At 73.6% G+C, this 12,347-nt stretch carries 10 protein-coding genes; 8 read left to right on the top strand and 2 right to left on the bottom strand.

Annotated features, from left to right (window positions below; translation table 11 throughout):
• The 6 genes from K8556_RS08230 (at window position 1) to K8556_RS08205 (ending at window position 7,599) form a co-directional block, all read left to right on the top strand.
• Window positions 1-2,319: a hypothetical protein gene (locus K8556_RS08230; RefSeq protein ID WP_223739471.1), complete on the top strand. Its 2,319-nt coding sequence runs from the start codon at window positions 1-3 to the stop codon at window positions 2,317-2,319.
• A gap of 141 nt (window positions 2,320-2,460) precedes the next feature.
• The gene (locus K8556_RS08225; RefSeq protein ID WP_223739470.1) at window positions 2,461-3,483 is read left to right on the top strand and encodes a hypothetical protein; all 1,023 of its coding nucleotides are present in this window, start codon (window positions 2,461-2,463) and stop codon (window positions 3,481-3,483) included.
• Window positions 3,484-3,615: 132 nt separating this feature from the next.
• On the top strand, window positions 3,616-4,302 hold the full coding sequence (locus tag K8556_RS08220) for a DUF4142 domain-containing protein (protein WP_223739469.1): 687 nt from the start codon (window positions 3,616-3,618) through the stop codon (window positions 4,300-4,302).
• Window positions 4,303-4,378: 76 nt separating this feature from the next.
• Window positions 4,379-5,350, top strand: coding sequence for a hypothetical protein (locus tag K8556_RS08215; protein ID WP_223739468.1), 972 nt, complete (start codon window positions 4,379-4,381; stop codon window positions 5,348-5,350).
• A gap of 15 nt (window positions 5,351-5,365) precedes the next feature.
• Window positions 5,366-6,115 carry an ATP-binding cassette domain-containing protein gene (locus K8556_RS08210; RefSeq protein WP_223739740.1) on the top strand — a complete coding sequence of 250 codons (750 nt, stop codon included), beginning with the start codon at window positions 5,366-5,368 and terminating at the stop codon, window positions 6,113-6,115.
• A complete protein-coding gene (locus K8556_RS08205) occupies window positions 6,112-7,599 on the top strand; it encodes a glycine betaine ABC transporter substrate-binding protein (protein ID WP_223739467.1) in 1,488 nt (495 codons plus the stop codon). Before K8556_RS08210 ends, K8556_RS08205 begins: the two co-directional genes overlap by 4 nt.
• Window positions 7,600-7,603: 4 nt before the next feature.
• On the opposite strand, the gene K8556_RS08200 is transcribed toward K8556_RS08205, so the two are convergent.
• Entirely contained in the window at window positions 7,604-8,578 is a 975-nt protein-coding gene (locus tag K8556_RS08200; protein WP_223739466.1) for a COX15/CtaA family protein, read from the bottom strand.
• 147 nt (window positions 8,579-8,725) lie between these two features.
• Between K8556_RS08200 and K8556_RS08195 the strand changes: the two genes are divergently transcribed.
• The gene (locus K8556_RS08195; RefSeq protein ID WP_223739465.1) at window positions 8,726-9,850 is read left to right on the top strand and encodes a hypothetical protein; all 1,125 of its coding nucleotides are present in this window, start codon (window positions 8,726-8,728) and stop codon (window positions 9,848-9,850) included.
• On the opposite strand, the gene K8556_RS08190 is transcribed toward K8556_RS08195, so the two are convergent.
• On the bottom strand, window positions 9,851-11,257 hold the full coding sequence (locus tag K8556_RS08190; RefSeq protein WP_223739464.1) for an NAD-dependent succinate-semialdehyde dehydrogenase: 1,407 nt from the start codon (window positions 11,255-11,257) through the stop codon (window positions 9,851-9,853).
• A gap of 327 nt (window positions 11,258-11,584) precedes the next feature.
• Here K8556_RS08190 and K8556_RS08185 point away from each other — a divergent pair, with 327 nt between their 5' ends.
• On the top strand, window positions 11,585-12,313 hold the full coding sequence (locus tag K8556_RS08185; protein ID WP_223739463.1) for a phosphatase PAP2 family protein: 729 nt from the start codon (window positions 11,585-11,587) through the stop codon (window positions 12,311-12,313).
• The last annotated feature ends 34 nt before the right edge of the window (window positions 12,314-12,347 follow it).

Below are 12,347 nucleotides of genomic sequence, written 5' to 3'. Positions count from 1 at the left end.
ATGGGGTGGGCCGTCGCCGTCGCCGTGCTGTTGTCGGCCTCGCCCACCTTCGTCACGAAGGGCGATGTGACGCCCGAGGCGGACCTGCGCCGTGAGGCCCAGGCCGCCTGGAGGTCATTGGAGGCGCAATACGCGGCGCAGGCGGGAGGCCTTCCGGCGAGGGCTCCCGCCACGGTGACGCTCCAGAAGGGCACGTCGCTGACGCCCGAGCGCAACGCGCAGGGCCGGCCCGGCGTGGTGGAGCTGCGGCAGAACACGCCCGGGGTGCTGGACGCGAGGACGCGCACGGCGCTGCGGCACGAGCTGGCGCACCAGTTGCTGTGGTGGGCCTGTCCCGCGTCCAGCGAGGACCGGCTCTTCCACGAAGCCTTCGCGCTGACGGTGAGCGGCGAGCTGCCCGCGTGGCGCGACGGTCCCTATCAATCGCTGTCCAGCGCGGCGCAGGCGGTGGCGAGCGCGCCAGCGGTGGACACGCCGCGAGCGAGGAGGGGACTGGCCCGCATCCTGGGAGAGCACACGGGGTTTCCCGCCGCGCTGACGCGCCGGCTGCGCCAGTGTCATGACGGAGCGCGCTGGGCCGCGCCCCTGACGGTGGAGGAGCTGGCGGACGTGGCGGTGCTCGCGCCCGAGCCGGCCACGGTAGTGGTGAGCCGGCACTCGGGAGAGGTGCTGTTCTCGGAGGGAGACGTGCGCCGCGCGGTGCCCTACGGCTCCGCGCTCAAGCCGTTCCTGTACGCGGCGGGGACCGTGCTCGCTTCGCCGCGCGATGCCCGCGGCTCCGGCACCTCTTCGGAGGCAGCGGGGCGTGCTGCTCCGGACTCCAACGCGCCTCCGCTGCTCGCGCCGCGCAGGGGCGTGCAGGAGTGGGCTTGCGGCGCGGGGCTGCCTCCGAAGGTGGATGCACGGATGGCGCTCCTGCGCTCGTGCAACGGATGGTTCCTGGACTGGGAGGCCACGGGGCTCGCGCCCAAGGCCTTTGGTGTCTGGGGGCCGGTGCTGTCCTCCGTGGGCCTCACCGGTCTGCCCTCGGACATGACGGAGGCCATCGGGCTTCGCTCCGCGCATGGCCTGTCTCCTTGGGGCATGGCGCAGGCGTACCGGTTGCTCGCGGAGGCGCGGCCGGACGTGCTCGCGCTCCTCACCGGCAACGTGGACGAAGGCACGCTCAGCGGCCTCTCCACGTCCAGGGCGCTCAAGGGCGTCGCCACCAAGACGGGCACCGTGCGCGACGCCGCGAGCCGCCCCCAGTTCGGGTGGATCGCCGCCGTGGACGCGGACCTCGTCGCCGTCATCATGCGGCCCGGCAAGATGCCCCGGCACTTCGTGGATGAGCTCCCCGCGCTCCTCGCCCGCGTGCGCCGTCAGGCGGGACTGGACGCCGCGCGGGTGCAGGTGCTCGGCCTGCTGCCCTCCACGACCGTGGAGGCCCGCTGCGCGGGCGCGGGCTTCTCATTGGACGACGGCGTTCCTCGCGCCGCGCCACCGGACTTCTCTCGCCTGGACGCGCTCACCGCGAAGGGCCCCGCCGTCTGCCTGGGCAGCCCGTGGCGCGTGCGCTTCCCGGACGGCCCCGACGGTGGCCGTGACTACGCGGGCGTCTTCATCGGGTCCCCGCCTCCGCCGTACCGCCCGCCCCCCGGCGTGCCCACCACGCCCAGCGCGCTCAAGGCCCGGCGCGGCTCCGACTTCGTCTTCCGCACCACGCGCGTGCAGTACACCGCGGGCGTCGTCGCCGCCGAGGACGTCACGCTCCAGGGCGAAGCCCGCATCGCGCTGGCCCGCATCGCCGCGCACAACGAGCGCCACGCCGACACCCGCCACCCCGGCCGCGCCCTCTGCGACACCACCCACTGCCAGGCCTTCCGGGGCACCGTGCGCATCCGCCCGGAGGAGTCCCGCGCCCTCCAGCTCCCGGCCCTGAAGTGGGACACCTGGCTCACCTTCTCGCAGGGCGGCGACACCCCGTGGCGCGAGGTCCGTCCCCGCTCCGAGGTGGAGGCCCTGCTGGGCACGAACCTCGTCTCCCTGCGCTTCGAGTCCGGCCGCGTGCGCTACCTGCGCACCGAAGGCACCCCCGCCGCCCCCTACGAGGACGCGCGCTCCCTCCCGTGCGACACGCTGCGCGCCGGCCTGAAGCTCCCCTCCTGCCCCCAGCGCGCCTCCTTCGACGGCCCCCAGGTCCGCTTCGAAGGCCAGGGCCGGGGTCACGGCGAAGGCCTGGACGTGGAAGCCGCCAAGGCCAGCCCCGGCCTCTCCAGCGACGCGCTCCTGGAGCGCGCCTTCGGAGCCCGGGGCGGAGCCTCGACGCCCACCCCCTGAGGTCCCCCCGCCGTCCCCCCACCCAGACCTACTGGGTTTCCCATTACCCACTCGGGAAACCACGAAAAACGTGCTGACAAGGGCGGTGAATAACAGCTATCACGTAAGAATACCGTAGCGCTGTTTGGTGTGAGGGGCCCAATGGCGGAGGGAATGAGCGAGGCGGAGGCCACGCGGCGCGCGTTGGAGGCGTTGCCGGAGGGCCTTCGGGTGCGCTGGGTCCAGGAGGGCCGCGGGGCCTGGGTGCTGGGCTGCCAGGACTCGAAGCCGAACCTGCACGCCCCCCGGGGCGAGGACGTGCTCATCCAGGGTGAGCTGTGGCTGCTGGGCGCGCGCTACGTGGAGGGCGCGGTGCCGCGAGGCGCCCTGCGGGTGTGGCTGCTGGAGGGGCCCGTACGGCACGTGCTGGCCTCGCGCGTGGCGGTGGGCGGCGAGGACCTGACGCTGGGGCTGGGGCCTCCCGGGGCGCGGGTGCCGTCCGCGCGCGTGGTGTGTCAGCGCGTGGAGTGGCGGCCGTACTCGGTCGCGAACGCGGCGCCGCTGGCGGCGGCCTTCGTGGACCTGTGGCGCGGCCTGGGCCGGGGCTCGCGGCTGGAGCGGCTGGGGCTGGAGGTGGAGGGCACCGTGGAGGGCTGCGCGCGCGTGTCCCCCTTCGTGGAGGTGGAGCCGGACCGCAAGGGCAGCCGCCGCACCCCGACGCGCCACCCGCTGCCCCCCTTCGAGGCGGCCACGGCGGACGTGCTGCGCGACTGCCGCCTGTGGCTGCGCGCGATGGCGCACGCGCTGACCCGCGAGCCGCCCTTCCTGCGCGAGGTGTACCTGCCCCCGGGCGACGGCGAGCCCCTGGCGCTCCAGGCCACGGCCGCGGGCGGGTCGCTGAGCGCGCTGCTGGAGCGGCGGTTGCGATGGGCGGAGGGGTGGCTGTCTCCCTCCGCGCTGCTGGAGCTGGAGGTGTCGCGCACCGTGCCCGAGGGCGTGGGCGCCGGGGCCTGCTGGCTCACCACGCGCTTCGAGCAGGCGCAGACGGGCGGGATGGCCACCACCGTCACGCTGCTCGACACGCCCTGCTTCTCCTCGGAGGTGCTGGCGCTGCTGCGCGGCTGGGCCCAGGCCACGGCGCAGGGGCGCGGCGCGGTGGTGCGCGGCCTGTTGCCCGTGGAGTGACGCGGCCTCATCCCCCCCGGGCCTCGTACCCGGGGGGAGGGCGCTCGGCCAGGCGGCCCTGGCAACGGGCTCCCGCGTCCACACCTTGCCCCCGTCAAACGTGCATCCGCGAAGGCGGGGGAGGCAGGGACCATGAGCAAGACGAACTGGAAGACGCGGGCGGTGACGGCGGCGGTCATGACGGGGCTGATGGGCTTCTCCGCCCACGCCCAGGACGAATCGTCCAAGGAAGAGAAGCACGAGATGAAGCAGGGCAAGGCCGTGGGTGAGGCCGCCGCCAAGCGCGTGCAGTACGTGGGCAAGCTGGCCGTCTTCAACAACCGGCAGATCAAGCTGGCGCGGCTCGCGGAGCAGCAGGCCACGGACCCTCAGGTGAAGGAGTTCGCCACCAAGCTGCGCGAGGACCACGAGCAGAACCAGGAGCAGCTTCGCACCTGGGCCCAGCAGAAGAAGATGGAGGTGAGCGCGCTCACCGACACCAACATCACCTCCGAGGACCAGATGGGCACGGGCGGCTCCGGCGTGCAGCAGGGCTACCAGGAGAAGATGAAGGGCTCCGGCGAGAAGCTGGGCAAGGCCTTCGACAAGACGAACGAGGAGATCAACAAGCTCCAGGCCAAGCAGGGGCCTGAGTTCGACAAGGCCTTCCTGTCGCGCATCGCGGAGGACCAGAAGAAGGGCAAGGACATCCTCGAGGAGGGCCGCAAGGAGTACAAGAACGACGCCACCTTCCTGGCGCTCCTGAGCGACACCGAGCGCACCGTCCGCGGCAACGAGACGGAGGCGAAGAGCCTCGAGAAGCAGATCAAGAAGCAGTAACCGCGTGTGTAGCGCGGTGGGCGTCGGACCGACGGGCCGGTTGACTCGGCCGGGTCCGGCGCCTATCCCCTCGCGGATGCGCACGGCACTCGCGGTGATGGGGGTGACATTCGGGGCGCTGCTGAGCGCGTGTCTGGCGTCCGCGCCGGTGGCCCATGCGGTCCCCTCCGAGGGCGTGACGCCCGCGGGCCCCTTCGTCGAGGACGCGCGCGCCCTCTTCGACGGCTGCGTCCCCCTGCCGGACAGCGCCACGTCGCGCACGTACCGCTGCGGCGCGCTCTCCGTGTGGCTGCACGAACAGCCCGGGCTGAGCGAGCTCCAGGCCGTGGACTCCGGCCGCGCCCGCGTGCATGCCCGGCTGGGCCCAGGCCTCACGGAGGCCCGGGGCGAGCTGCCGCTCGGCGGACAGCCGCGCCCGTCCCTGCGCTTCGAGCGGTGCTCCGGCGAGGCCCCCTGCACGGTGGGCGGCTACGTCACGGCGGTGACGCCCTCCGCGGGCCACGTGCGGCAACTGGGCTGCGTGGCACGCGACGACGTCCGCGCGGGGCTGGGCCGGTGCCTGGAGCTGTTCGCGTACCTGGCCACGCGGGGCAACCCGGAGGGCGACACGCTGTCGCCGTCCGCGCGCGTCATGCCGCCCCGGCTGCCGTGGCGGGTGCTGTACGTGCCGGAGGGGTGCGAGGTCGCGGACTCGACGACGCGCGCGGGGCGGATCCGCTGCGCCGCGTCCACCTTCTCCTGGAGCGTCTTCTGGCCGGTGGCGCCGGGCGCGGGCCAGGTGGAGCGCTGGCGCGACCGGAGCACGGAGGAGCTGCGCGACGCGCTCCCGGGGGCCAGCCCGACGCAGGTGCGCGACTGCTACGTGGAGGGCCAGGCCACGCGCTGCGTGCGCTTCACCGCGCCCGCGCCGGAGGGGGGCGGTGACGTCCAGGTCTGGACCGGCGGCGTGGACCGCCAGGGCTGGGGCCTGTTCGCGGCGTGCAGCCTCCCGGCGGGCGCGCCCTTTCCCACCCAGACACTCTGCGACGGCGTGTTCGCCCCGCGCTGAAGGGACGTGGCGTTCGTGTTCCTCCTGGAAGGCGTGTCCAAGCGCTTCGGCGCCGCGCAGGCCCTGCACCCGCTGGACTTGAGCCTGCCGCGGGGCGCCACCACGGTGCTCATCGGCCCCAGCGGCTGCGGGAAGTCCACGCTGCTGCGGCTGCTCAACGGCCTGCTCCGGCCCGACACCGGCCGTGTCCTCTTCGACGGACGGCCCCTGCCTGAGGACGCGGACGCGCTGCTCGCCGTGCGCCAGCGCGTGGGCTACGCGCTCCAGGGCGGCGGCCTGTTCCCGCACCTCACCGGCGCGCGGAACGTCACCCTGATGGCGCGGCACCTGCGCTGGCCGGAGGCGCGGATCCGCGAGCGGCTGGAGCAACTGACGGACCTGACGCGCTTCCCGGCGGAGGCGCTGGAGCGCTTCCCGGGCGAGCTCTCCGGAGGCCAGCGGCAGCGCGTGGCGCTGATGCGCGCGCTGATGCTGGACCCGGACGTGCTGCTGCTGGATGAACCCCTGGGCGCGTTGGATCCGCTGGTGCGCCACGACCTCCAGGCGGACCTGCGCGGCATCTTCGAGCGGCTGGGCAAGACGGTGGTGCTCGTCACGCACGACCTGGCGGAGGCCGCCTTCCTGGGCCACGGCATCGTGCTGATGCGCGAGGGCCAGGTGGTGCAGCAGGGCACGCTGGAGGACCTGGAGGCGCGGCCCCTGGACCCGTTCGTCACGCGGTTCATCCAGGCGCAGCGCCCGCTGCCCCTGCGGAGGCCGGGATGACGCGCGCGCTGTCGCTGACGCTGCTGCTGCTCACCGTCGCGTGCACGAGCACCGAAGGCGGCGGGCCCCAGGTGCGCGTGGGGTCCAAGAAGTTCACCGAGTCCGTCATCCTCGGGGAGCTGGTGACGCAGGTGGCGAAGGACGCGGGCGCGCGGGCGTCGCACCGGCGCGAGCTGGGCGGCACCACCGTGCTGTGGGAGGCGCTGCGCCGGGGCGAGCTGGACGTCTATCCCGAGTACACCGGCACGCTGCGGCAGGAGCTGCTCGTGGGCCGCGCGCTGCCGGACGACGACGCGCTGAGGCGGGCGCTCGCGGACGAAGGCCTGCGGATGAGCGCGCCGCTGGGCTTCAACAACACCTACGCGCTGGGCATGAAGGAGGCGGAGGCCGAGCGGCTGGGCATCCGCCGCATCTCCGACCTGAAGGCGCACCCGGAGCTGCGCGTGGGCTTCAGCAACGAGTTCATGCAGCGGGGCGACGGCTGGCCCGCGCTGCGCGACGCGTACGGCCTGCCCCAGCGCGACGTGCGCGGCCTGGACCACGACCTGGCGTACCGGGGCATGGAGAGCGGCGCCATCCAGCTCACGGACCTGTACTCCACGGACGCGGAGATCGCCGCCTACGGGCTGCGCGTGCTGGAGGACGACCGGCACCACTTCCCCGCGTACGACGCCGTGCTCCTCTACCGCGCGGACCTGGAGCCGCGCGCGCCCCGGGTGGTCCAGGCGCTGCGCCGGCTGGAGGGCTCGCTGACGGAAGCGGAGATGGTCCGGCTCAACGCCCGCGCGCGGCTGGAGCACGTGCCGGAGGCCCGGGTGGCGGCGGACTTCCTCCAGGCCGCGTTCGGCCTGACGGCGGAGGTGCGCACGGACGGGCGGTGGGCGCGCGTCTGGCTGCGCACGCGCGAGCACCTGTTCCTCGTGGGCCTGTCGCTGGTGGCGGCCATCGCGCTGGCCATCCCGCTGGGCGTGGTGGCCGCGCGCCGTCCGCGCCTGGGGCAGGGCGTGCTGGGGCTCTCCAGCGTCATCCAGACGGTGCCGTCGCTGGCGCTGCTGGTGTTCATGATTCCGCTCTTGGGCATCGGCTCGAAGCCGGCCATCGCGGCGCTGTTCCTCTACAGCCTGCTGCCCATCGTGCGGAACACGGCGGCGGGGCTCCAGGGCATCCCGTGGGAGGTGCGCGAGTCCGCGGAGGCGCTGGGCCTGCCGTCCGGCGCGAGGCTGTGGCGCGTCGAGCTGCCCATGGCGGCGGCGTCCATCCTCGCGGGCATCCAGACGGCGGCGGTCATCAACGTGGGCACCGCCACGCTGGGCGCGCTGGTGGGGGCGGGCGGCTACGGTCAGCCCATCCTCACCGGCATCCGGCTGGACGACGTGGGGCTCATCCTGGAAGGCGCGGTGCCCGCGGCGGTGCTCGCGCTCGCGGTCAGCGGCCTCTTCGAGGCGGTGGCGCGCGTGCTGGTGCCACGGGGCCTGCGCGGCTGAGGCGCTACACCGGCTCCACGTGGGAGGCGGGCTCGGCGGCGGGCTCCAGGCGCGGCGCGTCCTCCGCGAGCCCCGCCGCGCACAGCCGCACCACGCACATCCACACGCAGTCCGCGAGCAGCAGGTGCACGAGCTGCATCGTCACGGGCGCCAGCAGCACCAGGTTGATGACGCCCGCGCACAACTGCGCGGCGTACACGCCGGTGAGCCACGCGGCGGCGCGCCGCACGTCCGGCGAGGGCCGCAGCCGCGCCACCTGACGGCCGCCGAACACCAGCAGCGCGCCCATGGCCACCGCGATGGCCGGGTGGAACACGCGCAGGCGCAGGAGCACGTGCGCCGTCTCCGACAGGTCCTGCTGGAAGCCGTGCGCGAGGCTGGTGGCGGGGAAGAGCGTGTCGCCCAGCGCGGCCACCGCGCCGCTGATGCCCAGCACCAGCATGCCCACGATGCTCCCGCCCAGCAGCGCGCCCACGGCGCCCTGGCCCCGGAGCGCCATGCGCGCGCGGCCCCTGGAGGCCCACACCACCAGCGTCTGCGCGCCCACCAGGAGGAAGGTGTTGGTCAGGTGCACGCCCATCCACACCGCGCGGCCCAGGCGCGCGTCCTGCGCCACGTACTTGAGCAGCACGATGCCCGCGCCCACCAGGCCCTCCGTGAGCATGAACACCAGCGCCCAGAACGCCGCCTTGCGGCCCGGGTGGCCCTTGGGGAACTCGCGGCGGCCCCAGGCGTAGAGCGCCACGGCGAGCAGCGTGGCCAGGCCGCTGGTGAGCCGGTGGGTGTACTCGATGAGCGTCTGGAGGGAGGGCGCGCGGGGCACCACCTCGCCGTTGCAGACGGGCCAGTGGTCGCCGCAGCCCGCGCCGGAGCCGGTGGCGCGCACGAACGCGCCCCAGAGGATGACGCCCAGGGTGTAGAGGAGCACGCCCTGGCTGAACCACTGGAAGCGGCGGGTGGCGGCGGTGGGAAGGGTCATCGTGCCCTCCCAGTACCGCATCCGTTCACAGGGGACCACCGCGCGCCCGCGTCCGGCCGCCCGCCGCGCGCCAATGGCTCAACACCTGCGCTTATGGGGCCACCCGCGACAGTCCCCAACCCCAGGGGAAGTTGTTAGCGTCACCTCGTGCCCCGAGACCGCGAAGCGCCCCCTGCCTCCTCGCCTCCCCACGACGCGGCCGAGCGCCTGCGCCGGCTGGAGGCGGCCATCGAGGAAGGCCGCGCGCGCAAGGACGCGGCCCTGGAGGCGTGGGTGCGCCGGATGGGCCGCCTGCCCACCGACAAGGAGCGCGACCGCTGGGAGCGGGAGTGGGAGCGCGGCGCGGAGCGGGAGCGCCAGCGGTGGGAGAAGCAGTGGGAGCGCGAGTCGAAGGACGCCCTGCGCCGCGCGGAGCGGCAGGCCAAACGCGACGCGTACCTCGCCCAGCAGCAGGCGCACCGGGAGGCGAAGCGCGCGGAGAAGGCGGCGCGCGAGGAGGCCTCGCGCAACCCGGTGGTGGGCGTGGGGCAGCTCATCGTCGCGCTGGCCTGCGTGGCCACGGTGGTGCGGCTGCCGCAGCAGTACTGGTGGCTGGTGTTCGTGGCGCTCGCGTTCTTCAGGGGCGCCGCGAAGCACCTGCGCCCGAGCAACAACCCGCTGCTGACGCGCGTGGAGGAGCCGTCCGCGCCGGCGCCGGCCCAGGCGAAGGCGCCGGAGGCGCCCGCGGATCCGCGCCTGACGCGCGTGGACGCCGTCTGCGAGAAGCTGCTCGCGGAGCTGCGCGCGGGCAGGGGCGTGTTGCAGGAGATGGTGCGCTCGCCGGAGCGCACCGTGCAGGACCTGCGCAAGAGCTGCCACGAGCTCGTCCGCCGCGAGCGCGAGCTGCGCACGGTGGCGCCGCCGGAGGACGTGCGGCGGCTGGCGGACGAGCGCCAGAAGCTGGAGACGCGCCAGGCCGCGGAGGAGGACGTGGTGGTGCGCGACCGGCTGCGCGCGGCGTTGCAGGTGCTGGACGAGCAGGTGCGCCAGCGCGCGGAGCTGACGAAGTCCGCGGACCGGCTGGAGGCCGAGTTCACGCGGCTCGCGTACACGCTGGAGAACCTCTACGCCCAGGTGCTGCGGGTGCGCTCGGCGGACGCGGCGGACGCGGACGTGGCGGGCGCGGGCCTGCGCCTCAGCGTGGAGCAACTGGGCGCGGAGGTGGACGCGGTGACGTCCGCGCTGGAAGAGGTGCACGGCGCGCCCGTGGATGGCCGGGTGCGCACGCGCTGACTATTCGCCCGCGTGCTTCGACGGCGGCGGGGCGCCGGACGCGCCGGTGATGCGGACGGTCTTGGCGTTGACGAACTCGCGGATGCCCAGGTCGGCCAGCTCGCGGCCGTGGCCGGAGTGCTTCACGCCGCCGAAGGGCAGGCGCGCGTCGGACGCGACGAGCGCGTTGACGAACACCATGCCGGCCTCGATGCCGTCGATGAAGCGGCGCTGTTCGTCCGGGTCCTGGGTCCAGACGCTGGCGCCCAGGCCGAAGGGGGTCGCGTTGGCCAGCTCGATGGCGTGCTCCAGGTCGCGGGCGCGCAGGAGCGTGGCCACGGGGCCGAAGAGCTCGTCATGGAAGGCGGGGGCCTTGGGCGGCGGATCCGCCAGGACGGTGGGCGGGTAGAAGTTGCCGGGGCCGCCCTGGGGCTTGCCGCCCAGCAGGAGCCGGGTGCCGGCCTTCACGCTCTCCTGCACCTGGGCGTGCAGCCCTTCGAGGATGCCGGGCGTGGCGAGCGGGCCCACGTCGGTCTTCGGGTCCATGGGGTCACCGACCACCACGGACTTCATGCGTTCGACGAAGCGGCGTTCGAACTCCTGGGCGATGGGCTCGGCGACGATGAAGCGCTTGGCGGCGATGCAGGACTGGCCGTTGTTGATGAGGCGCGCGGACACGGCGGTGTGCACGGCCTTGTCCAGGTCCGCGCTGGGCATGACGATGAACGGATCGCTGCCGCCCAGCTCCAGGACGACCTTCTTGATGGCGCGGCCCGCGGCGGCGCCGACCGCGCGTCCGGCGCCCTCGCTGCCGGTGAGGGTGACGGCCTTCACGCGAGGGTCTTCGATGACGCGGTTCACCTCCGACGTCTCGATGAACAGGGATTGGAAGGCGCCTTCCGGGAAGCCGGCGGTGCGGAAGAGTTCCTCGAGCGCGATGGCGCACTGGGGCACGTTGCTGGCGTGCTTGAGGAGGCCCACGTTGCCGGCCATGAGGGCGGGGGCGGCGAAGCGCACGACCTGCCAGAAGGGGAAGTTCCACGGCATGATGGCGAGGACGGGGCCGAGGGGCTGGTAGCGCACGAAGGCGGTGTCGCCATCCACGTCGATGGGCGTGTCGCGCAGGAGCTTCTCGGCGCGGGTGACGTAGTAGCGGCACGCGGTGGCGGACTTGATGGACTCGGCCTTGGCGGCCTCCAGGGGTTTGCCCATCTCCTCCGTCATCATGCGGCCGAAGCGGGGGGCCTCGACCTCGAGGATCTCAGCGGCGCGGCGCATCCAGCGGGCGCGGTCGGCGAAGGACGTCTCGCGGTAGGAGCGGAACGTGTCCGCGGCCCGTTGCAGCTTGCGCTCCAGCTCCGCGGACGAGAGCACGTCGAACGTGCGCAGCGTCTTGCCGGTGGTGGGGCTGATGGTGGCGATGGCCATGTGCGGGTGCCTCCCGGTGAGAACGTCACCGGGTGATAACAGGCCACACCCCCCTGACAATGTCCCGCTGGCCCGAGCGTCCAGGGGCGTACGCCGCGAGCCAGCGACCGCTCCATGGGCGAACGTTCTCACGAAGGCTGTTGCAACAAGAAGGACGGGAGGTGCTTGGAAGCGCGGAAGGTCCTCGATGGTGTCTGCCTTCGACTGGTCCTGGCGGGTCCGCCGAGAGACTCGAAGCTTCACGCCTCCCTGAGCACCTGGAGCCTGTCCGACACTCGCCGCGAAAAGCCCGTGGCCAGCCCGCACCCGCTGTCTTAAGTCACGGCCATGTCACGAGGGCCTTGGCGGTGGGTGTCGGGTTGGGATGCGATGGTGACGCGGCCTTTGGGGCTGCTCCTGCTCGTGGTCGCGTGCGTCCTGGGCTTCGTCTACCTGTCCGATGAGGTCCATGAAGGCGACACGCAGGACATCGACGAGCGCATCGTGCGCTCCCTGCGCCGTCCCGAAGACCCCGCGCTCCCCCGGGGCCCGTGGTGGCTCGCGGAGAGCGCGCGCGACGTGACGTCCCTGGGCGGCTTCCCCGTCCTGTCCATCCTCACCGCGGCCGTGTGCGGCTTCCTGGTCGTGGCCCGCCGCTACCGCACCAGCCTGTTCGTGCTGGCCGCCATCGTCGGCGGGTGGATGCTCAACGCGCTGCTCAAGGGCCTCTTCAACCGCCCGCGCCCCTCGGTGGTGCCCCACCTCACCGAGACCCTGTCCACCAGCTTCCCCAGCGGCCACGCCATGCTGTCCGCCATCACCTACCTCACGCTGGGCGCGCTGCTGGCCCAGTTCTCCGAACACCGCCGCGTGAAGGTCTACCTCCTCACCGTGGCCCTGCTCCTCTCCGTCCTCGTGGGCTGCACCCGCGTGTACCTGGGCGTGCACTACCCCACGGACGTGCTCGGCGGCTGGGTGGCCGGGCTCGCGTGGGCCCTGGCCGTCACCGTCGCCGCCCGCACCGTGCGCCGCCGCAGCCCCGCCCTTCAAGAAGAGGCCCAGCGCCCCGTGGAATGAGCCTTGCGCCCACGCCCCCCTCGCAGGATGAAGG

The sequence above is a fragment of the Corallococcus sp. AS-1-12 genome (assembly GCF_020036995.1).
Classification (GTDB): Bacteria; Myxococcota; Myxococcia; order Myxococcales; family Myxococcaceae; genus Corallococcus.
This window is presented reverse-complemented; position numbering and strand designations above follow the sequence as displayed.